This window comes from Stenotrophomonas rhizophila (assembly GCF_003651185.1).
In the GTDB taxonomy this organism is placed as follows: domain Bacteria; phylum Pseudomonadota; class Gammaproteobacteria; order Xanthomonadales; family Xanthomonadaceae; genus Stenotrophomonas; species Stenotrophomonas maltophilia_Z.
This window is the reverse complement of the sequence record NZ_RCDC01000004.1, coordinates 508,757-532,852: the sequence shown is the minus strand read 5'-3', so window position 1 is coordinate 532,852 and position 24,096 is coordinate 508,757. Positions and strand designations below refer to the sequence as shown.

Genomic DNA, 24,096 nt, shown 5'->3' with positions numbered 1-24,096 from the left:
TGCCCGACGCGGCTTACCCTAGGCTGGTTCCATTGCGCTCGCGGCCGTCGCTGGGCGAGTGCCCCACGACATCCGGATCCATGCCCACCTCGAACGACCCCGCCTCCGGCGCACTGGCCACCTTCACCCCGGCCACGCGCGATTGGTTCACGGCAGCCTTCGCTGCGCCCACGCCAGTGCAGGACCATGCCTGGGCGGCGATCAGCGCCGGCCAGCACACCCTGGTCATCGCGCCGACCGGCTCGGGCAAGACCCTGGCCGCGTTCCTGCACGCGATCGACCAGCTGTTCCGCAGCGGTGAGCAGCAGGGCGGTGGGCGGCCGGCGACGGCGACGTCCAGCAGGCGCGGCACCCGTGTGCTGTATCTCTCGCCGATCAAGGCGCTCGGCGCCGATGTCGAGCGCAACCTGCAGAGGCCCCTGCAGGGGGTGAGTGCCGAACGCGAGCGACGCGGCGATCCAGCGGTCACCCTGTCCGTCGCGATCCGGACCGGGGACACTACCCCGGCGGAGCGGGCGCGGCTGCTGCGGCGTCCGCCGGACATCCTGATCACCACGCCCGAATCGCTGTTCCTGATGTTGACCTCGCAGGCGCGCGAGACGTTGCGCGAGGTGCATACCGTCATCATCGATGAAATCCATGCGGTGGCCGGCAGCAAGCGCGGCACCCATCTGGCGTTGAGTCTGGAACGGCTGGATGCGCTGTTGCAGGTGCCTGCGCAGCGCATCGGGCTCTCGGCCACGGTGCGCCCGGTGGAGGAGGTCGCGCGGTTCCTCGGTGGCAACCGGCCGGTCAGCGTGGTTCATCCACCGTCGCAGCGGGCGCTGGAGGTCCGGATCGTGGTGCCGGTCGAGGACATGGCCGACATTCCGCCGCATCCTGCGGCCGCCGATGCACCCGCGTCCGCCGGCCGGGTCGGCTCGATCTGGCCGCATGTGGAGGCCAGCATCCTGGACCAGGTGCTGGCGCGACGTTCGACGATCGTGTTCGCCAACTCGCGGGGCGTGGCCGAAAAGCTGACTGCCCGGTTGAATGAACTGCATGCCGACCGTGTCGCCCGTGGCCAGCTCCCGGCGCTTGCATCGATAGCGGCGGCTGCCCCCGAGCACTATGGGTCGTTCAACGGCGGCACCGCCGGGCGGGCCGCCGGAGCGGACGCGCTGATCGCCCGGTCGCACCATGGTTCGGTCTCCAAGGAACAGCGCCGTGAGATCGAACAGGCGCTCAAGTCCGGCGAGCTGCGCTGTGTCGTGGCCACCTCCAGCCTGGAGCTGGGCATCGACATGGGGCTGGTCGATCTGGTGATCCAGGTCGCCGCGCCGCCGTCGGTCGCCAGCGCGCTGCAGCGGGTGGGGCGGGCCAGCCACCAGGTCGGGGGCATCTCCACCGGCCTGGTCTACCCGCGCACGCGGCGCGATCTGATCGATGCGTCCGTGGCGGTGGAGCGCATGCTGGCCGGAGAGATCGAAGCGATCGATCCGCCGCGCAACCCGCTGGACGTACTGGCCCAGCAGACAGTGGCCGCGGCGGCGATGGAGACACTGGACGTGGACGCCTGGTATGCGCGCGTACGGCGTGCCGCGCCGTACCGTTCGCTGCCGCGCAGCGCGTTCGATGCCACCCTGGACATGCTGGCCGGGCGCTATCCCTCCGATGATTTCGCCGGCTTCCGCCCGCGGCTGGTCTGGAACCGGGACACCGGTGCGCTGAGCGCGCGGCCGGGCGCGAAACAGCTGGCGGTCACCAGCGGGGGCACCATCCCGGACCGTGGCATGTTCGGTGTGGTGCTTCCGGAAGGCGAGGAACGTGCCGGGTCGCGCCGGGTCGGTGAACTGGATGAGGAGATGGTCCACGAATCACGGGTCAACGATGTGATCACCCTGGGCGCTACCTCGTGGCGGATCGAGCAGATCACCCATGACCAGGTCGTGGTGACTCCCGCACCGGGGCGTTCGGCCCGCTTGCCGTTCTGGCGCGGTGAGGGCGTCGGCCGCCCGGCCGAACTGGGCGAGGCGGTGGGTGCCTTCATCGGCGCGCTGGATGCCAGTGTCGCGGAAGCGGGCATGCCGGCCGGGCTGCGGGAGCGGCTGCAGGCCTGCGGATTGGCGGACAACGCGATCACCAACATCGCCGGCCTGCTGGCCGAACAGCGTGAGGCCACCGGCGTGCTGCCCACCGACCGCACGCTGGTGCTGGAGCGCTGCCGCGATGAGGCCGGTGACTGGCGGCTGATGCTGCATTCCCCCTATGGGCGGCGCGTACACGATCCCTGGGCGCTGGCGGTGGCCGCGCGCATCCGCGAACGCTGGGGCGTGGATCCGGCGGTGGTGGCCAGCGACGACGGCATCATCGCGCGGCTGCCCGACGCGGAGGGGCGCCTGCCGGGCGCGGAGCTGTTCCTGTTCGAGCCGGAGCGGCTGCGCAGCGACGTGACGCGCGCCGTGGGCGGCTCGGCCCTGTTCGCCGCGCGCTTCCGCGAATGTGCCGCACGCGCACTGTTATTGCCGCGGCGCACGCCGGGTCGTCGCTCGCCGCTGTGGCAGCAGCGCCTGCGCGCTGGTGAACTGCTGGCCATCGCGCAGGGCTACCCCGGGTTCCCGATCCTGATCGAGACCGCACGTGAGTGCCTGCAGGACGTCTACGATCTCGATGCGCTGGGGGCGCTGATGCAACGGCTCACCGACGGCCGCGTGGCGATCGCCGATGTCACCACCGAGGTGCCGTCGCCGTTCGCGGCGAACCTGCTGTTCGGCTACGTCGCCGAGTTCATGTACGGCACCGATGTGCCACTGGCCGAGCGACGCGCGTCGGTGCTGTCACTGGACAGCGGCTTGCTGGGGGATCTGCTCGGCCAGGTCGATCTGGGCGAACTGCTGGATGCGGGCGTGGTGGAGCAGGTGGGCAGCGAGCTGCAGCGCCTGGCGCCCGACCGCCAGGCACGCGGCAAGGAAGGGGCGGCCGATCTGCTGCGCGAACTGGGCCCGCTCACCGATGAAGCGATGGCGCTGCGGCGGGTCGACGACGATCCTGCCGGGCATCTGCACGATCTCGCCGCCGAGCGGCGTGCGATCCAGGTCCAGATCGCCGGCCGCCTGCACTGGGCGGCCATCGAAGATGCCGCGCGCCTTCGCGATGCGCTGGGGGTCACCCTTCCGCGCGGCATCCCCGAGACCTTCCTGCAGGCCTCATCGGACCCGCTGGGCGAGCTGCTGGGCCGATATGCGCGTACCCATGCGCCGTTCACCACGGCCGAGGTGGCGGCCGCGTTCGGAGTGGGCGTGGCCGTGGCCGATGCGGCACTCACGCAGCTGGAGACGCAGGGCAAGCTGCTCAAGGGTCGTTTCGGTGTGGCGCGTCGCGATGCCGAGGCCGTCGGCGCGGCCGCCGAGCCGGCGCCGCTGGCCCGTCACGAATGGGTGGGTGAGGCGGTGTTCCGTCGGCTGCGGGTGCGCTCGCTGCAGGCGGCACGCGAGGCGACCCGGCCGGTCACGCGCGACGCCTATGCCCTGTTGTTGCTGGAGCGGCATGGGCTGCTGGCCGATGCCGAACAGGCTGCACGTGGCATCACTCACCGCGGGCCGGGTGCGCTGGAGGGCATCGACGGCGTGCTGCGCGTGGTGGACCTGCTGGCGGGCGTGGCGCTGCCGGCGTCGGTGTGGGAACAGCAGATCCTGCCTGCGCGCGTGGTCGATTACGCGCCGGCGATGCTCGATGAGCTGCTCGCTACGGGCACCGTGGTGTGGGCCGGGCACGGGCGGCTCGGCGAGGAGGACGGACTGGTCTCGCTGCACCTGCAGGAATTCGCGGCAGAAACGCTGCCCGCGATGGCGGTGGCAACCGCGCTGTCGCCGCTGCAGGACGCGCTGCTGCAGGCGCTGGCCGACGGTGGCGCTTACTTCGCGCGCCAGCTGGTCACTGCGGTGGGCACGCACGGGGCGCGGGCCGGCAGCCCGCCCATGGAGATCACCGCCGCGCAGCTGCACGATGCCTTGTGGGGCCTGGCCTGGTCGGGGCACCTGACCACGGATCTGTGGGCGCCGCTGCGTGGCATGGCCGGTGGCCGCGCGCTACGGCCGCGGGTCGCGCGCGCCTCGCGGCGCGGTCGACGCGTCCGTGGCATCCCGATGCACGACACGCCCTTGGCCGACGGCGCGCCGGCGGTGATCGCCAGCTTTGCGGCCCCCGCGCTGGCCGGGCGCTGGTCGCTGTTGCAGCGTGAGGCGATCAGTGACACGGCGCGCGCGGTGGCGCTGGCCGAGGGGCTGCTGGACCGGCACGGCATCGTGACCCGCGGGGCCGCGATGGCCGAAGGGATCGCCGGCGGCTTCCCGGCGCTGCAACAGGTGTATCGCGGCATGGAAGATGCGGGACGGGTGCTGCGCGGGCGCTTCGTGGACGGGCTGGGCGGGGCCCAGTTCGCCGACCGGCTGATCGTGGATCGGCTGCGTGGCGTCGCCGAGGCCCTGCGGCCCGGTGCTGCCGAGGTGGCGATCGGGTTGTCTGCGGTGGACCCGGCCAATCCGTTTGGCAGCGTGGTGCCCTGGCCGGTGCACGGCTCGGCGGTCCGGCCGGTGCGACGTGCCGGCGCCGTGGTGGTGATCGGCGGCGGGCGGCTGCTGATGTATCTGGCCCAAGGGGGGCGCCAGCTACTGACGTTCTTCGACGCGGACGATGTGTCCCTGGCCGGTACGACGGCTGCCGCGGCGCAGGCGCTGGCCAGCGCACTGCGGCGGGGCCGGCGCACCTCGTTCACCGTGGAGCTGATCGACGATGCGCCGGCCCGACGCGATGGCCTGATGGACGCGCTGCGGGCCGCCGGTTTCTCCAGTGCGCCAAAAGGCATCGGCTGGGAAGGATGAGCAGGGGAGGCGAAGACTTACTGATGCGATCTAAGTAGAAACACGCTGGCCGCCATCGCGACCCACACCGACTATTGAGCACCACCGTCGTCGGAGAAGTGCATGGCCAGCTCATCCGCAAAGAAGAAGCCCGGTTCATCCGCAAAGAAGCCCAACATCCTCGTCATCTGGGGAGACGACATCGGCATCTCCAACCTGAGCTGCTACTCGCGCGGGTTGATGGGCTACCAGACCCCGAACATCGACCGGCTGGCCAATGAGGGCATGCTGTTCACCGACTCGTACGGTGAGCAGTCCTGTACCGCCGGCCGGTCCTCCTTCATCACCGGGCAGAGCGTGCTGCGTACCGGTCTGTCGAAGGTGGGCATTCCCGGTGCGCCGGTCGGGATGAACGAGAAGATCGTCACCATTGCCGCGCTGCTGAAGAACGAGGGCTATACCACCGGGCAGTTCGGCAAGAACCATCTTGGCGATCTGAACCACATGCTGCCCACCAACCATGGGTTCGATGAGTTCTACGGCAACCTCTACCACCTTAATGCCGAAGAAGAGCCGGAGATGTACGACTACTTCCCCAAGGACGAGTTCGGGGATTTCATCGAGACCATCAAGCCGCGCGGGGTGATCCACAGTTTCGCCACCGACAAAGATGACAGCACCGACCAGAAGCGCTGGGGCAAGGTAGGCAAGCAGAAGATCGAGGATACCGGCCCGCTGGACCGCAAGCGCATGCTGACCTGCGATGACGACTTCGCCGAGCGCGCCAAGGGCTTCATCAAGAAGGCGAACGACGACGACACGCCGTTCTTCGTCTGGGTCAACTTCACCCACATGCACCTGTATACGCACACCAAGGAAGAGAGCAAGGGCCAGGCCGGGCGTTGGCAGTCGCCGTACCACGACACCATGGTCGACCACGACAAGAACGTGGGCTCGCTGCTCGATTACCTCGACGAACTGGGCATCGCCGAAGACACCCTGGTGGTGTACTCCACCGACAACGGGCCGCACCGCAATTCGTGGCCGGATGGCGGCATGACGCCGTTCCGCAGTGAGAAGGACACCAACTGGGAAGGCGCGTTCCGGATTCCACTGGTGGTGCGTTACCCGGGCAGGATCAAGCCGGGCTCGGTGTCCAACGAGATCGTCCAGCACCATGACTGGCTGCCGACCTTCCTGGAACTGGCGGGCAACAAGGGCGTGGTCAACGACCTCAAGAAAGGGGTCAAGGCGATCGGGCGCACCTACAAGAACCACATCGACGGCGTCAGCCTGCTGCCGTATCTCACCGGCAAGGAGGAAAAGTCGCCGCGCAAGCTGTTCGTCTACATCTCCGATGATGGCGACATGCTCGGTATCCGCTACGACAACTGGAAGGTGACCTTCATCGAGCAGCGCTGCAAGGGCACCATGCAGCTGTGGGGCGAACCGTTCACGGTCATGCGCATTCCCAAGATCTACAACCTGCGCACCGATCCGTACGAGTTCGCGGATGTGACCTCCAATACCTATTGGGACTGGTACATCAACCACGTCTACATCGTGTACGGGGCGATCGCGCTGCTCACGAAATTCAACGAGACGTTCGTGGACTTCCCCAAGATCCAGAAGCCGAACACGTTCACGGCCGACCAGGCCGTCGAGAAGCTGCAGGAAGCAGTGACGGGCAAGTAGCGGCTGCGGCCATCGCGTGGAAGGATCGACGAACGGGGGGACGAAATGTCCCCCCGTTCGCGTGCCCGTTCCGTCAGGCGGCCTCGGAGGCTGCCTGTTCGTGGGCCGGGGCGTACGCCGGGTAATCGACGTAGCCGGCCGCGCCGCCGCCATAGAACGTTTCGCGATCGGCAGGGGCCAACGGCCAGCCATGCTGCAGGCGTGCCACCAGGTCCGGGTTGCTGATGAAGGCAGTGCCGAAGGCCGCCAGGTCGATCAGGCCCGCATCGATCAGCTGCTCGGCGCGCTCGCGGGTCATGCCACCGGCGAGGATGAGCGCGGTGCCGGGCAGATGCGGCTTCAGCGTGCGCAACAGGCCACTGAAGCCCGAGTCACCGGCACCATCGACCGACTTCTGGCCGACCTTGAAGCCGGACTGGTCCATCAGGTGCACATACGCCAGGCCGCGCTGCCCGATGGCCTGGATCAGGGCGGTGTAGGTCGCGTCGATCTCCGGGTACAGCGGCATGTCGAACAGCTGGCCATAGGGCGACAGACGGATCGCGGTGCGCGACGCGCCGATGCGGGCGACCACCGCGTCGATCACCTCCAGCGTGAAGCGCAGGCGGTTGTCGAGCGTCTGCGGACCATACGCGTCGGTCCGATCATTCACGAGCGGGTTGATGAACTGCTCATGCAGGTAGCCGTTGGCGCCGTGGATCTCCACGCCGTCGAAGCCGGCCTCGATGGCATTGGCGGCCGCCTGTGCGAAGTCGGCCACGATGCGCGGGATCTCATCGGTCTGAAGCTGGCGAGGCGCCGGTGAGGCGACCAGCGCGGGCGTGCCGGTGTCGTCATAGCCGAACGCCTGCGCGCCGACCGGCAGCTTCGAACTGGCGCTGACCGGACGCGCAGCGTCGGCCTGGATGGTCGGGTGGGAGACGCGACCGACATGCCAGAGCTGGGCGAACATGCGGCTGCCCAGGGCATGGACCGAATCGGTGGTCAGGCGCCAGCCGGCGATCTGCTCGGCCGTGAAGATGCCGGGATTGAACAGATAGCCTTGGCCCTCGCGGGAAATGGGGGTGCCCTCGCTTACGATCAGGCCGGCGGTGGCACGCTGGGCGTAGTACAGCGCCGTTCGTTCATCGGCGGCATCCTGCGGGGCGCGTGCACGGGTCAGCGGGGCCATGACCACGCGGTTGCGCAGCGGGATGCCCGCGAGGTCGAACGTATTGAAAAGGGAGCTCATGATGGGTCCGGGAGAGGGGAAGGGGGAGGGCATGGCGGGAACGCCAGACGCCTGACCTCATCCTATGGGCGTGCGATATCCGTCACAATCGGGCCATCCGGCAAATAACTATTGCTGGAATCGGAATTCAGATGCCGAGGCCTTCCCCATGCAACTCAAAGCGCTCCGCTATTTCCTTACCGTCGCCGCCACCGGCAGCTTCCTGGCCACGGCGCGGCACTACCGCGTTCCGGCCTCGTCGGTGTCGCGCTTCATCGCCGCGCTGGAGCAGGACGTGGGGCAGCAGTTGTTCTACCGCAGCACGCGCGCGGTGCGGCTGACCGAAGCCGGCGAGCAGTTCCATCTGCAGGTGCGCGATGCCGTGGATCTGCTGGATGAAGCGGTCGAACAGCTGGAAGGCCGCGACGCGGAACTGCGCGGCCTGATCCGCATCAACGCGCCCGAATCGCTGGGGCGGCTGCACATCGCGCATATCGTCAACACGCTGCAGGCCAGATACCCCGAGCTGATCGTGGAACTCACGCTCACCGACACGCTGATCGATCCGGTGCAGGAGGGCGTGGACATCACCATCCGGGTCGGGCCGCTGGTGGACTCCGGGCTGATCGGCAAAGTCATCGCCCCGCACCGGAACATCCTCGCCGCCAGCCCGGTCTATCTGGCCGCGCATGGCACGCCGCAGCGCCCCGAGGATCTGCTGCAGCATCAGTGCCTGGTCTACAAGGGGCAGCTGGGCATCCAGAAGTGGTACTTCCGCGCTACGCCGGAGGCACCGTTCAAGGCCTTGAACGTGACCGGACCGCTGCGCAGCAACAATGCCGAAGCGCTGCTGGCCGCGGCCATCGCCGGGCGCGGTGTAGTGCTGTTCCCGACCTGGCTGTTCAACGCGGAAACCCTCCAGGGCGGCGGCATGGTCAAGCTGCTCGGCGAGTGGGAGTTTTCCCCGCAGTCCGAGCGCGTGCACCTGCAGCTGCTCTCACCGGAAAACAAGCTGCGCTCGCGCAAGGTCCGCGAGGTCTCGGCGTTCCTGACCGATGCGATCGGGTCGCCGCCGTATTGGGACCTGGCCGATCCCTGAGTCCATCGGACCATCGGCACCCCCGTCACGCCGGGGATGGCAGGATCGGAAGAGATTCGCCCCCTCACCAGGAGACCACCATGGCTTCGACCGTTGTCCTGACCCGATCATGGGTCATCCATCCGTTCCACGCCGCTGTACTGGGCGGCGTGCTGCCGCTGTTCCTCGGCGCACTGCTGGCGGACTACGCATACTGGAGTTCGTACGAGATCCAGTGGGCCAACTTTGCGTCCTGGCTGCTGATCGGTGCGATGGTGATGACCACGCTGGCCCTGCTGTGCGGGATCGTTGGTCTGGTCCGTGGCAGTCGCAACCTCGCTTACGTGGTGATTCTGGCGGTGATATGGGGCGTGGGCCTCATCAACTGCCTGCACCATGCGCGCGACGCTTGGGCAGTGATGCCGGCGGGGCTGGTGCTCTCGGTGATCCTGACGGTGCTGGCGCTGGTCGCCACCTGGGTGGGCCTGTCCAGCCTGCGCGTGGGAGGTGTGCGATGAGCCGCCAGACGACGTTCCGCCTTCTTTCGGTGTCCGCGCTTGCGGTCGCACTCGCTGCCTGCAGCGGCAAGGCGCCCGAGCTGGAGCAGTATGGCGGCAACCCGGAGATGCCCAAGCCGCATCGCGGGTTGATGCCGGACATGACCATCGCCAAGCCGGCGCAGTGGGGCGACATGTTGCCGACGGTGCCGAAGGGCTACCGCATCTCGGCGATCGCCACCGATCTGGGCATTCCGCGGCAGACCCTGGTGCTGCCCAACGGCGATATTCTGGTCGCTGAAGGTCGTGGCGGCAGTGCGCCTGCCCTGAAGCCGAAGGATGTCATTGCCGGCAAGATCAAGGCCAAGGGCAACACGTCAGTCAAGAGCGGCAACCGCCTGACCCTGCTGCGCGACGCTGATGGCGACGGCACCTACGAACTGAAAACAGTCTTTGCCGACAAGCTCAACGCGCCGTATGGCCTGGCGATGATCGGCAATGCGATCTACGTGGCCAACCAGGATGCGGTGGTGCGCTTTGACTACCAGGAAGGCCAGACCAAGGCGAGCGGCGCACCGGTGAAGCTGACCGATCTGCCCGCGGCGATCAACCATCACTGGACCAAGGCGATGACCGCCAGTGCCGATGGCCGCTATCTGTACGTGGGTATCGGCTCCAACAGCAACATCACCGAACGCGGCATGGCGGTGGAGATCGATCGCGCGCGGATCTGGCAGATCGATGTGGCCACCGGCGCGCACAAGGATTACGCCACCGGTATCCGCAATCCCACCGCGCTGGCGATCCAGCCGGGCACCGGCACGCTGTGGGCGGTGGTCAACGAGCGCGATGAGATCGGCCCGAACCTCGTGCCCGATTACCTCACCTCGGTGAAGGAGGGCGGCTTCTATGGCTGGCCTTACAGCTACTGGGGCAAGAATGTGGATCGCCGGGTGATGCCGCAGAACCCGGAGAAGGTCGCCTCGGCGATCGCCCCGGATTACGCACTGGGCTCGCATGTGGCCGCACTGGGCGTGGCCTTCTCGTCCGAAGTGATGGGTACGCAGTTTGCCGATGGCGTGTTTGTGGGCGAGCACGGCAGCTGGAATCGCAATCCCCCGGTCGGCTACAAAGTCGTGTTCGTGCCCTTCAGCAATGGCCGCCCGGCCGGCGAGCCGATCGATTTCGTGAGCGGTTTCTTCGGCGAGGACGGCAAGACGCGCGGCCGCCCGGTAGGTGTCACGGTCGACCCGCGTGGTGCACTGATCGTTGCCGATGACCTCTCCAACACGATCTGGCGGGTCACCCACGACGGGACGCCCGCCCAGCCATAATCCTTAACGGGGACGGAGGGGATTAATAATTACCCCCGTCCCCGTTAAGAGGGGGCTTGACCTTCCCATGATGGGAATCTTTAGGGTGGCAGGTAACCTCACCCCAAGGACTGCCCCATGTCTTCCGTTGCTTCCCGGTCCGGCGCGCCGCTCAGCCGCCTGAGCCTGCCCATCGAGGGCATGACCTGCGCCTCCTGCGTGGGCCGGGTGGAGCGCGCGCTGACCGCCGTCCCCGGCGTGCAGAGCGCCTCGGTCAACCTTGCCACCGAGCGGGCCGATCTCAGCTTCATCGGGGCGCCCGACCCGCAGGCTGCGGTGCGCGCCATCGAAAGCGCGGGCTACAACGTCCGCGAAGAGACCACCGAGCTGAGCATCGAGGGGATGACGTGTGCGTCCTGCGTCGGTCGCGTGGAAAAGAGTCTTGCGCAGCTGCCGGGCGTGATCGCCGCCAGCGTCAACCTGGCCACGGAGCGGGCGCAGGTTCGCCATCTGGCCGGCACGGTGTCCGTCGCCGATCTTCAGGCCGCCGTGGAGAACGCCGGCTACACCGCGCGCCCGGTCAGCGTGAGCACGGCCAAGGCCGGTGACCAGGAGGAGGAACGCCGCGAAGGCGAAGCCCGCGCGCTGCGCCGCTCCCTGCTGCTGGCGGCGCTGCTGACCTTGCCGGTGTTCATTCTGGAAATGGGCTCGCACCTTGTCCCGGCCATGCACCACTGGGTGATGCATACCGTTGGCCTGCAGACCAGCTGGTACCTGCAGTTCGCGCTGGCCACGCTGGTGCTGTTCGGGCCGGGCCTGCGCTTCTTCCGCAAGGGCGTGCCGGCACTGCTGCGCGGCGCCCCGGACATGAACTCGCTGGTCTCGCTCGGCACCGCGGCGGCCTATGGCTACTCGGTGGTCGCCACCTTCGCCCCGGGCGTGCTGCCGCCGGGTACCGCCAACGTCTACTTTGAAGCGGCGGTCGTCATCGTGACCCTGATCCTGCTCGGGCGAACGCTCGAGGCGCGGGCCAAGGGCCGTACCTCGCAGGCGATCAAGCGCCTGGTCGGGCTGCAGGCGCGGACTGCACGCGTGCAACGTGGCGGTGAGAACGTCGAGGTGCCGCTGGACGAGGTCACGCTCGGCGATGTCGTACTGGTCCGCCCGGGCGAGAAGGTGCCGGTGGACGGCGCGGTGGTGGAGGGGGCGTCCTATGTGGATGAGAGCATGATCACCGGCGAGCCGGTACCGGTGGCCAAGGCCGTGGGCGCCGAGGTGGTCGGGGGCACCCTCAACACCACCGGTGCCTTCAGCTTCCGTGTCACCAAGGTGGGCGGGGATACCGTGCTGGCCCAGATCATCCGTCTGGTCGAGCAGGCACAGGGCTCCAAGCTGCCGATCCAGGCGCTGGTCGACCGGGTCACCATGTGGTTCGTGCCGGCGGTGATGGCTGCAGCCGCGCTGACCTTCCTGGTGTGGCTGGTGTTCGGTCCGGCACCGGCGCTGACCTTTGCGCTGGTCAATGCGGTGGCGGTGCTGATCATTGCCTGCCCTTGTGCGATGGGCCTGGCCACGCCGACCTCGATCATGGTCGGCACCGGCCGCGCGGCGGAGCTGGGCGTGCTGTTCCGCAAGGGCGAGGCGCTGCAGGCACTGCGCGATGTGAGCGTGATCGCGCTGGACAAGACCGGCACGCTGACCAAGGGCCGTCCCGAACTGACCGACCTGGAGCCGGCCGATGGTTTCCAGGCCGATGAGGTGCTGGCGCTGGTCGCTGCGGTGGAAACCCGCTCGGAGCATCCCATCGCCGAGGCCATCGTGGCTGCCGCCAAAACGCGTGGGCTGGCACTGGCGCCCCTCGAGCGCTTCGAGGCGGTGCCCGGCTTCGGTGTGTCCGCGCAGGTCGGTGGCCGCACCGTGGCCGTCGGCGCGGACCGCTACATGACCCGGCTGGGTCTGGATGTGACCGCCTTCCGGCCCACCGCGCAGCGGCTCGGCGAGCAGGGCAGGAGCCCGCTGTATGCCACCATCGATGGGCGTCTGGCGGCGGTGATCGCCGTGGCCGACCCGATCAAGGAAAGCACCCCCGCGGCGATCCAGGCCCTGCACGCGCTGGGCCTGAAGGTGGCGATGATCACCGGTGACAACGCGGCCACGGCGGCGGCCATCGCGCGCCAGCTGGGCATCGATGAAGTGGCCGCCGAGGTGCTGCCCGATGGCAAGGTCGCCGCGCTCAAGCGTTTCCGTGCGGGTGGCGCCAAGGTGGCCTTCGTCGGTGACGGGATCAATGACGCACCGGCGCTGGCCGAGGCCGATGTCGGCCTGGCCATCGGTACCGGCACCGATGTGGCGATCGAGGCGGCCGACGTGGTGCTGATGTCCGGCGACCTGCGCGGCGTGCCCAACGCGATCGCCCTGAGCCAGGCGACGATCCGCAACATCAAGCAGAACCTGTTCTGGGCCTTCGCCTACAACGCGGTGCTGATCCCGGTGGCCGCTGGCCTGCTGTACCCGTTAAACGGCACGCTGCTCTCGCCGATCTTCGCTGCGGCGGCGATGGCATTGTCCAGTGTATTCGTGCTCGGCAATGCGCTGCGGCTCAAGCGCTTCCATGCACCGATGCAGGCCGATACGCTGGGCACCGGCATGGTGGAAAGTGAGATGAGGACCGGACGATGAATATCGGTGAAGCCGCGACGTTTTCGGGCGTGTCGGCAAAGATGATCCGCTATTACGAGCAGATCGGCCTGATCCCGCCGCCGGCGCGCTCGGAGGCGGGCTACCGGCACTACAGCCCGCAGGACGCACACAGCCTGCGCTTCATCCGCCGCGCGCGCGATCTCGGTTTTTCAGTCGAACAGATCGGCGAACTGCTGGTGCTGTGGCAGGACCGCGAGCGTGCCAGTGCCGACGTCAAGGCGGTGGCGCTGTCGCACGTGGGTGGGCTGAAGGCGAAGATCGCTGAGCTGCAGGCGATGGTGCAGACGCTGGAGCATCTGGCCGCGCACTGCCACGGCAATGACCGGCCGGATTGCCCGATCATCGCCGGCCTGGCCCAGCCCGTTTCCGCGCCGGCGGAGACCGCATCAGCCGGCAAGCCTCGCAAAACCCCGTTGTTCGGTGCGGATACGCCGGTGTCCTCGCGCGGGCGCGCGGCCCGCACGCCACAGTCCTGATCGACCCGGTGGCGTTCATGCCCTGCACAAAGGGCGCGGACGCGTTAAGGCCTTGACCTTGCCACGTTGTCATCCCCGACAGTGGGCTGACACCCACCACGGCGAGGTCGCCCGATGCATCGTTTCACCCTTCCCACCATGACCTGCGGCGGCTGCGCCCGCTCCGTCACCAAGGCCCTGCAGGGCGTTGATCCACACGCACGCATCGAGACCGATCCGCCCGCGCGCGAAGTACGCGTGGAGAGCGACCGCGAGCGGGCCGCCTTCCTGGCCGCGCTGGCCGATGCTGGATTCCCTGCCACGCCATGAGTTGGCGGTCCCACGCCATCCCGGAGGACAACGCATGTGCATGAAACATCTTCTGCCGCTGCTGCCGTCCCTGGCGGCGTGGGGCACCGTGAAATCCGATGCCGTCGCGGCGGCTCAGGCCTTGGTGGCGGACGCGAGTCGCTTCACCAGCACCTCAGCCGCTTCGGCCGACGAGGCCGGATTCTGGCCGGTGATCAGCAAGCCATCGCTGACCACATACGAGCCCCAGTCCGGTCCCTTGGAATAGTGGCCGCCCGCCGCCTTGAGCATGTCCTCGACCAGGAACGGCACCACCTCGGTCAGGCCGACGGCATCTTCTTCGGTGTTGGTGAAGCCCGTGACCTTCTTGCCCTGCACCAGCGGGGCACCCTCGGCAGTCGTGACGTGACGCAGCACGCCCGGCGCATGGCAGACCAGCGCGACCGGCTTGCCGGCGGCGATGAAGGCTTCGATCAGCGCGATGGAGTGGGTGTCTTCGGCGAGGTCCCACAGCGGGCCGTGGCCGCCGGGATAGAACACGGTATCGAACTCGGCCTGCGAAACGCTGTCCAGCCGCACGGTGTTGGCCAGCTGCGCGTTGGCATCCGCGTCTGCTTCGAAACGGCGGGTGGCGTCGGTCTTGAAGTCCGGTTCGTTGCTTTTGGGATCCAGCGGCGGCCGCCCACCCTTGGGCGAGGCCAGCACGATCTCGGCGCCCGCATCCTTGAAGGTGTAGTAGGGCGCGGCCAGCTCTTCCAGCCAGAAGCCGGTCTTCTTGCCGGTGGCGCCGAGTTCGTCGTGCGAGGTCAGAACGATGAGGACTTTCATGGATGATGCTCCTGTGGGTGCTTGATTAGACTGGTCGTCTAGTGATGGGGCCGAGAGAAACACGCCGATGCCGGCGTGCGTGAGACAGGCTTTTGTCAGGGGGCGGTATGCAGAAGGCGGGCGGTCAACGCCACGGCGTCGTCGAACGGGCTGGTGGTGCGGGCGATCTTGACCATGATGCTGGTCCCCAGCCACAGCTGATACAGGCTTCGGGCGACCGCCTCGGGTGGCTCCCGGGTCGCCACCGATCCGTCGGCCAGACCCGCTGCAATCGCACGCGCCAGCTGATCGGTGATCCCCGTGGTCCCCCGTTGGAGTGCGGCCCGCATGGGTTCGGAAAGGTCCGCCACTTCGGCACCGAGCTTGACGGCCAGGCACTTGCCCTGGCAGTCCTCGAAGGACTGGCTGTCCTGCCAGGCGCGGAAGTACACCGCCAGTTGCTCGGCCTTGGTCTGGCCCGGCTGGCGGAAGATGCGGTCCATATCGGCGAGATAGGCGCTGAAGTAGTCCTCCAGCAATGCCTCGCCGAAGGCTTCCTTCGAGGCGAAGTAGTGGTAGAACGAGCCCTTGGGAACCCCTGCCGCGGAAAGGACCTCGTTGAGGCCGACGGCGGAGAAACCTTTGGCGCCCATGATCCGCTGGCCGGTGGCCAAGATCGTGTCACGGACAGGGGAGGCGGTGGTGGGCGAGTTCATGGACGCCACTGTACGCGTGATTAGACCGGTCGTCTAGTGCCTGCTTGCGTGGTCTACGGGAAGCCGGCCAGCGGCCGGCACTCCCTCGTTCGCGGGCGGCGATCGCAGACTCGGAACGGCCGGATCAGGGTATATTCCCCGGCCCCATTTTCATTGCCAGATAGCGCCCCGCCATGAGCACGCCCCGCAAGCATTACAAACACCCCGCAGAATCCGAGATCGGCAACGGCACGATCTACCTCGAGGCGCAGGGCGATGTGATCGTCCGGCAGGTGGAGAGCTACCGCAGTGTGCTGGTCTGGGCCGACAAAACCGGGCAGGCCGATGAGCGCTTCCCGCTGTCCGATCAGCCGCTGTCCTGGCTGGATCTGGATTCGGATGACGCCATCACCGCCAGCCAGTTTGAAGCCGTCTGGAAGCAGGCCAAAGCCGTTTCCGGCTGAGCGGGCCGAAAGGCTGGCGTCACACCGTCCAGCCGGGCCTTTCCGCCGCCACATGCATCAGCTGATCCAGCTGGCGCAGCGCCCGGTGCAGTTCCTGCCGGTTGGCGGCGGCACCCAATGAGATCCGCACCGCATCGTTGATCGCCACCCCTTCGGGCGTGAACGCCGATGACGGTGCGATGCCCAGCCCCTGCAGGCGCGCGGCGTGGGTGAGGCTGGCATCGGTCCAGTGCGCGGGAAGACGGCACCAGGCGTGCACGCCCGCGCAATGCTGCAGGAACCGCGGCGACAACGCCGACCGCGCCAGATAGCGTCGTTCGGCCGCTTCGTCCTGCACCAGTGTCAGCATGGCCTGGGCGGAGCCGTCCAGGATCAGCTGCGTCACCAGGGCGTTCATCAGTGGCGGTGCCATCAGGTTCACCGCGCGCAGCGCATCCAGCATCGGCTGCCGGTCCATGCCTTCGGGAAGGCGCACGAAGCCGGTGTGCAGGCCTGGACTGAGGCACTTGGAGAGCGTGGAGATGTAGCAGGCGTGCCGTGGCGCCAGCAGCGCGAGCGGGGCAGGGGCGTCCTCCAGCAGCAGCCAGTAGGGGTCGTCTTCGATCAGCTGCAGGTGCTGCGCGCGGATCACCTCCGCCAACGCTTCGCGGCGTGCCTGCGGCATCGTGTGGGCGGTGGGGTTCTGCGCGGTCGGGTTGAGATAGACCACGCGCGCACCCCGTTCTTTCGCGGTACGGGCCAGCGCATCCGGGCGCATCCCGTGCTCGTCGCACTCGACCACCTGAAGGTGCCGCTGCAGCACCCGCGCGGCATGCAGCAGCCCGGGATAGACCAGCGCCTCGCACAGAATCGTGTCACCGGCGTCGGTCAGCGCCAGCAACAGGGCGGAAAGCGCAGCCTGCGCGCCTTCCGTGACGATCAAGGTGTCGGCATCCAGCTTGCCGAGGATCGGCTTGAGCCACTGTTGTGCAGCCCGATGATCCGCCCGGCTTCCGCCGCCCACGTGATAGGTCATCAGGTTGCCGACGTCGCTGCGGGTCAGCACCGATGACAGGCCACGCTGCAGCATGTCCGCGACCTGGCCGCCGCCGGGGCTGGGCGGCAGGTTCATGCTCAGGTCCACCAGCTGGGCAAGTTCCACCTGCGGCGGCGCGACGAACGACCCCAGCGGGCCACGCGCATCGATCAGCCCGCGCTTGCGTGCCTCGGTGAAAGCACGGGTGATGGTGGTGAGGTCCACCTTCAGCTCGGTGGCCAGCGCACGCTGTGCAGGCAGGCGCTGGCCGGGACGTAACGCACCGGACCACACCGCACGTTCCAGCGCCTGCACGATGCGCAGGTACACCGGCCCGTGGCCATCGGCGATGAGGGGGCTCCATTCCATGCGCGCATGGTACGCGCGCCAGGGCGAGCGGCTGCGACAGTGTGTCGCATCATGTATGGATCATGTCGTTGCCTAACGTACGCGGCTGCGGCGGGCACCCCCCATGCATATCGGTCATGCAGGGGGGTGTTCGCCACTTTTCATGATCCGGGCCGCCCGGCCCGGCACTGCGTTGGAAGGGCCGTCACGCATGAACCCCGCTACACACTCCGCTCGCCGCGCCACGCTGGCCGGTCGAGCCCGCGCCGGACGCTGGTTCGGCCTGGCAGCGCTGCTGCCGCTGCTCACAGGCTGCAAGAACCTGGAGCTGTTCAATCCCATGGGCAGCATCGCCGAGCAGGAAATGCAGCTGATCCTGGTCTGCACCGGCCTGATGCTGCTGGTGGTGATCCCGGTGATCATCCTCACGCTGTACTTCGCGTGGCACTACCGCGAGTCGAACAAGAAGGCCACCTACGCACCCAACTGGTCGCACTCCACCGCGATCGAAGTGGTGGTGTGGACGATTCCGTGCCTGATCGTGGTCGTTCTGGGTGTATTGATCTGGAAGAGCACCCACGCGCTGGATCCCTACCGCCCGATCGAATCGGACACGCCCGCGCTGCGCGTGGAAGTGGTCTCGCTCAACTGGAAGTGGTTGTTCATCTATCCGGACCACAACGTGGCCACGGTCAATGAGCTCGTGATGCCGGTCGATACGCCGGTCGCCTTCAAGCTGACCTCCGAGTCGATGATGAATGCCTTCTTCGTGCCGCAGCTGGGCAGCATGGTCTACACCATGCCGGCGATGCAGACCCGCCTGCACCTGATCGGGCACACGCCGGGCACCTATGCCGGGATGTCATCGGCCTACAGCGGCTCGGGTTTCTCGGACATGAAGTTCGATGCGCGGGTGGTGACGGCGGCGGACTTCGACCAGTGGCTGGCGCAGTCGCGCGGCACCGCCGTCCATCTGAACCAGGCCCGCCTGGCCGAGCTGGAGAAGCCGACCCACGGCGCGCCGATGCAGCGCTTCGCCAGCGTGGATACCGGCCTGTTCGACAGCATCCTGCGCCGCTATGGCGGCATGCCCGACGACGAAATCTGCCTGCCCGGCGAAGAACCCGGCGCGACATCCCAACTCGTAAGCCTGGCCGCGTCTGCCAGCCGTACCGCGGAGAACTGATTGTGCTTGGAAAGTTGAACCTCGAAGCGATTCCCTACCACGACCCGATCATCATGTCGGCGCTGGTGGGCTCGCTGCTGCTGGGTGTGGCGATCGTCGCGGCCATCACGTATTACAAGAAGTGGGGCTACCTCTGGACCGAGTGGATCACCTCGGTGGACCATAAGAAAATCGGCGTGATGTACATCATCCTGGCCCTGGTCATGCTGGTGCGCGGCTTCGCCGATGCGCTGATGATGCGTGCCCAGCAGGCCATCGCCGCCAATGACAGCGCCGGCTACCTGCCGCCGGAACACTACGACCAGATCTTCACCGCGCACGGCGTGATCATGATCTTCTTCGTGGCCACGCCGCTCATCGTGGGCCTGATGAACATCGTGGTGCCGCTGCAGATCGGCGCGCGCGACGTGGCATTCCCATTCGTCAACTCGCTCAGCTTCTGGCTGTCGGCGGTGGGCGCGGTGCTGGTGATGCTGTCGATGTTCGTCGGCGATTTCGCCGCGACCGGCTGGGTGGCGTATCCGCCGCTGTCCGGCATCGAGTACAGCCCCACGGTGGGCGTGGACTACTACATCTGGTCATTGCAGGTCTCCGGCATCGGCACCACGCTGACCGGCCTGAACTTCATCGTCACCATCCTCAAGATGCGTGCGCCGGGCATGGACCTGATGAAGATGCCGGTGTTCACCTGGACCGCATTGATCACCAACATCCTGATCGTGGCGATCTTCCCGGTGCTGACCGCGACCCTGGCGCTGCTGACCATGGATCGCTATTTCGGGATGCATTTCTTCACCAATGACGCCGGCGGCAACGCCATGATGTACGTCAACCTGATCTGGATCTGGGGCCACCCGGAAGTCTACGTGCTGATCCTGCCGTGCTTCGGCGCGTTCTCGGAGATCATCGCCACGTTCTCGGGCAAGCCGCTGTTCGGCTACCGCTCGATGGTCTATGCCACCTCGTCGATCGGCATCCTGTCGTTCTTCGTGTGGCTGCACCACTTCTTCACCATGGGCTCGGGTGCGAACGTCAATGCCTTCTTCGGCATCATGACCTCCATCATCTCGATCCCCACCGGGGTGAAGCTGTTCAACTGGCTGTTCACCATGTACCGCGGCAGGATCCGTTACCACTCCTCGACGATGTGGACCATCGGCTTCATGGTCACCTTCGCGCTGGGTGGCATGACCGGCGTGATGCTGGCGATCCCGGGTGCGGATTTCGTGCTGCACAACAGCCTGTTCCTGATCGCGCACTTCCATAACGTGATCATCGGCGGCGTGGTGTTCGGCTGCCTGGCCGGCATCAGCTTCTGGTTCCCGAAGGCGTTTGGTTTCACCCTCAACGAGCGCTGGGGCAAGATTTCGTTCTGGTGCTGGCTGGTCGGCTTCTATCTGGCCTTCATGCCGCTGTACGTGCTGGGCTTCAAGGGCATGACCCGCCGCATGAACCACTACGGGGTGGAGGGTTACCAGCCGTGGCTGATCGTGGCCGCCATCGGTGCGCTGGTGATCGCCGCCGGTATCGCCGCGATGTTCATCCAGTTCTATGTCAGCGTGCGTGACCGCAAGGCCAACATGGACCTCACCGGCGACCCGTGGAACGCGCGCAGCCTGGAGTGGGCCACGTCCTCGCCACCGCCGTTCTACAACTTCGCCACGCTGCCGGCGATCACCTCGCTGGAGCAGCATTGGGACGACAAGCAGCACGGCCGGGCCTGGCAACGCCAGGACACCTACGAGGACATCCACATGCCGCGCAATACCGCGTCGGGTGTGGTGATCTCGGTGTTCAGCCTGGTGCTGTGCTTCGCCCTGGTCTGGCACATGTGGGCGCTGGCCGGCATCGGCCTGATCGGTGTGATCGCGACCTTCGTGCTGCGCTCGTATGACCGTGATGTGGACTATTACGTGCCCGCCGCCGAGGTGAAGCGCATCGAAGAGGCGCACTTCGCGCAGATGGAAGGAGCCAAGGCATGAGCGGCGATACCCTGACCGCTGCCACGCAGCACGGGCAGCTCGCGGCCGGTCATCACGACCACGCCCACGAGCACCACGACGACGGCAACAAGACCGTCGTCGGGTTCTGGATGTACCTGATGGGCGACTGCCTGATCTTCGCGGTGCTGTTCGCCACCTTCGGCGTGCTGCTCAACGGAACGGCCGATGGCCCCAGCGGCAAGGAACTGTTCAAGCTCGGCTTCGTGCTCTCCGAAACGGTGGTGCTGCTGCTGAGCAGCTTCACCTTCGGCCTGGCGATGCTCGGCATGCAGGCCGGCAAACGCAACCAGGTGGTGGGCTGGCTGGCCGTGACCGGCGTGCTCGGTGCGGTCTTCATCGGCATGGAGCTGTATGAGTTCGCCGAGCTGATCCATGAAGGCGCCACCCCGGATGTGAGTGCCTACCTCTCGGCGTACTTCACGCTGGTGGCCACCCACGGCCTGCACGTCACCTTCGGCCTGCTGTGGCTCGCGATCATGATCCACCAGGTGCTGACGTTCGGCCTGGACGGCATCGTGCGGCGCCGCCTGGCCTGCCTGAGCCAGTTCTGGCACTTCCTGGATCTGATCTGGATCTGTGTGTTCACCTTCGTCTACCTGAGGGAGTTTGTATGAGCGGCCACGCCACTCTGAAGGGCTACATCCTCGGCCTGCTGCTGTGCCTGGTGCTCACCGGCGCCTCGTTCGGCGTGGTCATGACCGATCTGGTGCCGCAGCCGCTGCGGCTGACCGCCATCGTGGTGCTGTGCGTGGTGCAGCTGGTCGCCCAGTTGGTGCTGTTCCTGCATATCGGGGCAGGGCGCAGCCAGCGCGAGAACACCGGCATCTTCCTGTGCACCGCGTTCCTGATCGCCATCGTGGTGGCCGGTTCGCTGTGGGTGATGCACAACGCCAACCTCAACATGATGCCGATGCAGATGTCGGCCGCGCCATGAGCTGGTCACGCTCGGGTGTCCTGGCTGCCGGGCTGCTGTTGACGTGTTCCGTGATGCCGGTGGTGGCTGCGGCCGCGCAGGCCCACACCGCGGCAACGGTGTCGGTCAGCGATGCGTGGGTGCGCCTGCCACCGCCGGCGGCGCACGTGGCGGCCGGGTATGTGCAGCTGCATAACGGCGGCGGCGAGGACCGGCTGCTGTCGGCCGCGTCCCCGGCGTTTGCCGAGGTGCAGATCCATGCCATGCGCATGGACGGGGAAGTGATGCGCATGGAAGCGCTGCCCGATGGCCTGGCCTTGCCGGAGGGCCAGACCGTCGCGCTGCAGCCCGGTGGCTACCACCTGATGCTGCTGAAGCCGAAGCGGCCGGTGTCGGCCGGCCAGACGGTGCGGGTGACGCTGCAGTTTGCCCGCAGCGCGGCGCAGGTGGTGGAGTTCAGTGTGCGCGATGGCCTGGTGTCGCACGGGGCGGTGAAGTGACGCGCTGGGCAGCGGCGGGCCTGCTCACGCTGGCGCTGCTGGGCGGCTGCGCCGACGGCCAGGCGCCGGTGATGGGCCAGGCGGCACTGGGGGCGGTCAAGTTTGAGAGCAGCGACGGGCGCACGCTCGCCATTCGCGATCTGCAGGGCAAGCCGACCCTGCTGTTCTTCGGCTTCACCCATTGCCCCGAAGTGTGCCCGCTGAGCCTGGTCAAGGCGGTTCAGATCAAGCAGCTGCTGGGCCCGGCGGCAGCGCAGCTGCAGGTGGCCTTCGTCACCGTCGATCCGCAGCGCGATACGCCTGCGCACCTGCGCGAGTATCTGGCGGCCTTCGATACCACGTTCCTGGGCCTCGCCGCTGACGAACCCGGTACCCGCGCCATTGCCGAAAGCCTGGGCGTGAGCTACCGGCGCGTGGGTGAGGGCGACATGGCCACCTTCGAGCACACCGCCTCGTGGTTCCTGCTCGGCGCTGACGGGCAGCTGCAGGATGTCTACGGCTATGCAATGAACGAACGGGACATCGTCGAGAAGCTGCGCGTGCGGCTGGCGGTGGCGGGAGGGATCGCGCGGCCATGAGCCGGGCCGGCGCGGACCGCGCGGACTTCGTCCTGCTGCTCGGCTCGGCTGGCTGTGCGCTCACCGTGCTCGATACCAACGTGGTCGGCGTGGTCCTGCCGACCATCGCCCGCGATCTGTCGGCCTCGTTCGCAGACATCGAATGGGTGGTCAGTGCCTATGTGCTGTGCTTCGCCTCGCTGCTGCTGCCCGCCGGCACCCTGGCCGACCGGATCGGGCGTCGACGCCTGTTCCTGATCGGCCTGAGCCTGTTCGCGCTGACCTCGGTCGCGTGCGGTATCGCCGGCACCGCCATGGCCTTGTACCTGGCACGGGCCGGGCAGGGGGCGGCCGCAGCCTTCATGCTGGCGCCAGCGCTGTCGCTGATCGGCCATGCGCACCAGACCCCGACATCACGCGCGCGCGCGTGGGCGATCTGGGGCGCGATCATGGGCCTGACCATGGTGCTCGCACCACTGATCGGCGGCGCTATCGCCACCTGGTTTGGCTGGCGCTGGGCCTTCCATATCAATCTTCCGCTGTGCCTGCTGCTGGCGAGCCTGAGCTGGGCCTTCGTGCCCGAGTCGCGCGATCCGGTCAGCCGCCGCATCGATGTGCCGGGCGTGCTGCTGTTCGCCGGCAGCATGCTGTCCTGGACCTGGGCGCTGATCCGTGGCCCCGTGGAGGGCTGGGGCAGTGCCGCGGTGCTGCCGTGGCTGCTGGCCGGCACCGCGTTGGGCGCGGGCTTCATCGTGGTCGAGCAGCGCCGTGCCCAGCCCATGCTGGATCTGCGCCTGTTCCGTGCGCCTGCACTGGTGGGCGCGGTGCTGGCGATGTTCGCCTACGCCGCCTGCGTGCAGGTGATGGCCTCGTTGCTGCCGTTGTTGCTGCAGAACGCCCGCGGTGACAGCGTGCTGCAGGCCGGCATGCACATGCTGCCGTTCGCGCTGGCGATGCTGCTGCTCCCGTTCGCGGGGCGCCGGCTGGGGACGCGGTGGGCGCCCGGTCGGATCCTGGCGCTGGGCCTGGGCGTTGCCGTGATCGGCAACCTGGGCATCGCGTTGGCGCTGTGGCAACACAGCGATTCCGGTCTGCTGTTGGCGATGGCCGTGCTCGGCAGTGGCGGTGGCCTGCTCAACGGCGAAACACAGAAGGCCATCATGAGCGTGATCCCGCCGGACCGCGCCGGCATGGCCTCCGGCATCAGCACCACCGCGCGCTTCTCCGGCATCCTGATCGGGTTCGCCACGCTGGGCGCGGTGTTGTCCAGCCACGTACGCGACGCCGCCCGCGGGGCGCTGAGCGAGGCAGGGCAGACAGGGTCGCCGGCGCTGATCGAGCGCGTGGTGGTCGGCGAGCTGTCCGTGTCCGGGGCGGCACACGACACCCTGACACTGCTGGCGCGCCAGGCGTATGCCGATGGTGCCGCGTATGCATTCGTGACCGCAGCGGCGATGGCGCTGGTAGCGATGCTGCTGACCAGCACGCTGATGGCCAGGCGCTAGACAGTCCG

General features: G+C 67.5%; 20 protein-coding genes. 16 read left to right on the top strand and 4 right to left on the bottom strand.

Features of this window, described 5'->3' with window-relative positions; translation table 11 throughout:
* Positions 1-80: 80 nt before the first annotated feature.
* On the top strand, positions 81-4,859 hold the full coding sequence (locus tag BCL79_RS02240; RefSeq protein WP_121036978.1) for an ATP-dependent helicase: 4,779 nt from the start codon (positions 81-83) through the stop codon (positions 4,857-4,859).
* Between the two features lie 102 nt (positions 4,860-4,961).
* The gene (locus BCL79_RS02235; protein ID WP_121036977.1) at positions 4,962-6,533 is read left to right on the top strand and encodes an arylsulfatase; all 1,572 of its coding nucleotides are present in this window, start codon (positions 4,962-4,964) and stop codon (positions 6,531-6,533) included.
* A 73-nt stretch (positions 6,534-6,606) separates the two neighbouring features.
* On the opposite strand, the gene BCL79_RS02230 is transcribed toward BCL79_RS02235, so the two are convergent.
* Positions 6,607-7,764 (bottom strand): alkene reductase, encoded by a 1,158-nt coding sequence (locus BCL79_RS02230; protein ID WP_121036976.1) that lies wholly within the window; start codon positions 7,762-7,764, stop codon positions 6,607-6,609.
* Between the two features lie 148 nt (positions 7,765-7,912).
* On the opposite strand from BCL79_RS02230, the gene BCL79_RS02225 reads away from it, so the two are divergent.
* The 6 genes from BCL79_RS02225 to BCL79_RS02200 all read left to right on the top strand — a co-directional run bounded on the left by BCL79_RS02225 (position 7,913) and on the right by BCL79_RS02200 (position 14,116).
* Positions 7,913-8,842 (top strand): LysR substrate-binding domain-containing protein, encoded by a 930-nt coding sequence (locus BCL79_RS02225; protein ID WP_121036975.1) that lies wholly within the window; start codon positions 7,913-7,915, stop codon positions 8,840-8,842.
* An 80-nt stretch (positions 8,843-8,922) separates the two neighbouring features.
* Positions 8,923-9,339, top strand: a complete 417-nt coding sequence (locus tag BCL79_RS02220) for a DUF2231 domain-containing protein (protein WP_121036974.1) — start codon at positions 8,923-8,925, stop codon at positions 9,337-9,339.
* On the top strand, positions 9,336-10,652 hold the full coding sequence (locus BCL79_RS02215) for a PQQ-dependent sugar dehydrogenase (RefSeq protein ID WP_121036973.1): 1,317 nt from the start codon (positions 9,336-9,338) through the stop codon (positions 10,650-10,652). Before BCL79_RS02220 ends, BCL79_RS02215 begins: the two co-directional genes overlap by 4 nt.
* Before the next feature lie 117 nt (positions 10,653-10,769).
* Positions 10,770-13,310, top strand: a complete 2,541-nt coding sequence (locus BCL79_RS02210; protein WP_121036972.1) for a heavy metal translocating P-type ATPase — start codon at positions 10,770-10,772, stop codon at positions 13,308-13,310.
* A complete protein-coding gene (gene cueR, locus BCL79_RS02205; RefSeq protein WP_121036971.1) occupies positions 13,307-13,807 on the top strand; it encodes a Cu(I)-responsive transcriptional regulator in 501 nt (166 codons plus the stop codon). The genes BCL79_RS02210 and cueR overlap by 4 nt, the downstream gene beginning before the upstream one ends.
* A gap of 114 nt (positions 13,808-13,921) precedes the next feature.
* Entirely contained in the window at positions 13,922-14,116 is a 195-nt protein-coding gene (locus tag BCL79_RS02200; protein WP_070473916.1) for a heavy-metal-associated domain-containing protein, read from the top strand.
* A 114-nt stretch (positions 14,117-14,230) separates the two neighbouring features.
* Here the strand turns inward: BCL79_RS02200 and BCL79_RS02195 are convergent, their stop codons facing one another.
* Positions 14,231-14,923, bottom strand: coding sequence for a type 1 glutamine amidotransferase domain-containing protein (locus tag BCL79_RS02195; protein ID WP_121036970.1), 693 nt, complete (start codon positions 14,921-14,923; stop codon positions 14,231-14,233).
* A gap of 95 nt (positions 14,924-15,018) precedes the next feature.
* Complete coding sequence (locus BCL79_RS02190; RefSeq protein WP_121036969.1) at positions 15,019-15,618, bottom strand: TetR/AcrR family transcriptional regulator; 600 nt, start codon at positions 15,616-15,618, stop codon at positions 15,019-15,021.
* Between the two features lie 173 nt (positions 15,619-15,791).
* Between BCL79_RS02190 and BCL79_RS02185 the strand changes: the two genes are divergently transcribed.
* Entirely contained in the window at positions 15,792-16,061 is a 270-nt protein-coding gene (locus BCL79_RS02185) for a hypothetical protein (RefSeq protein ID WP_121036968.1), read from the top strand.
* A gap of 19 nt (positions 16,062-16,080) precedes the next feature.
* Here the strand turns inward: BCL79_RS02185 and BCL79_RS02180 are convergent, their stop codons facing one another.
* Positions 16,081-17,445 carry a PLP-dependent aminotransferase family protein gene (locus BCL79_RS02180; RefSeq protein WP_121036967.1) on the bottom strand — a complete coding sequence of 455 codons (1,365 nt, stop codon included), beginning with the start codon at positions 17,443-17,445 and terminating at the stop codon, positions 16,081-16,083.
* A gap of 190 nt (positions 17,446-17,635) precedes the next feature.
* Between BCL79_RS02180 and cyoA the strand changes: the two genes are divergently transcribed.
* Genes cyoA through BCL79_RS02145 form a run of 7 tightly spaced genes read left to right on the top strand, consistent with a single transcriptional unit; the run spans position 17,636 to position 24,088 of the window.
* Positions 17,636-18,610, top strand: coding sequence for a ubiquinol oxidase subunit II (gene cyoA, locus BCL79_RS02175; RefSeq protein WP_121036966.1), 975 nt, complete (start codon positions 17,636-17,638; stop codon positions 18,608-18,610).
* A gap of 2 nt (positions 18,611-18,612) precedes the next feature.
* On the top strand, positions 18,613-20,592 hold the full coding sequence (gene cyoB, locus BCL79_RS02170) for a cytochrome o ubiquinol oxidase subunit I (RefSeq protein ID WP_121036965.1): 1,980 nt from the start codon (positions 18,613-18,615) through the stop codon (positions 20,590-20,592).
* A complete protein-coding gene (gene cyoC / locus BCL79_RS02165) occupies positions 20,589-21,227 on the top strand; it encodes a cytochrome o ubiquinol oxidase subunit III (RefSeq protein ID WP_121036964.1) in 639 nt (212 codons plus the stop codon). Before cyoB ends, cyoC begins: the two co-directional genes overlap by 4 nt.
* Positions 21,224-21,547 (top strand): cytochrome o ubiquinol oxidase subunit IV, encoded by a 324-nt coding sequence (cyoD, locus tag BCL79_RS02160; protein WP_121036963.1) that lies wholly within the window; start codon positions 21,224-21,226, stop codon positions 21,545-21,547. Before cyoC ends, cyoD begins: the two co-directional genes overlap by 4 nt.
* On the top strand, positions 21,544-22,026 hold the full coding sequence (locus BCL79_RS02155; RefSeq protein ID WP_121036962.1) for a copper chaperone PCu(A)C: 483 nt from the start codon (positions 21,544-21,546) through the stop codon (positions 22,024-22,026). Before cyoD ends, BCL79_RS02155 begins: the two co-directional genes overlap by 4 nt.
* Positions 22,023-22,604 (top strand): SCO family protein, encoded by a 582-nt coding sequence (locus BCL79_RS02150; protein ID WP_121036961.1) that lies wholly within the window; start codon positions 22,023-22,025, stop codon positions 22,602-22,604. Before BCL79_RS02155 ends, BCL79_RS02150 begins: the two co-directional genes overlap by 4 nt.
* Positions 22,601-24,088 (top strand): MFS transporter, encoded by a 1,488-nt coding sequence (locus BCL79_RS02145; protein WP_121036960.1) that lies wholly within the window; start codon positions 22,601-22,603, stop codon positions 24,086-24,088. Before BCL79_RS02150 ends, BCL79_RS02145 begins: the two co-directional genes overlap by 4 nt.
* Positions 24,089-24,096 lie beyond the last annotated feature (8 nt).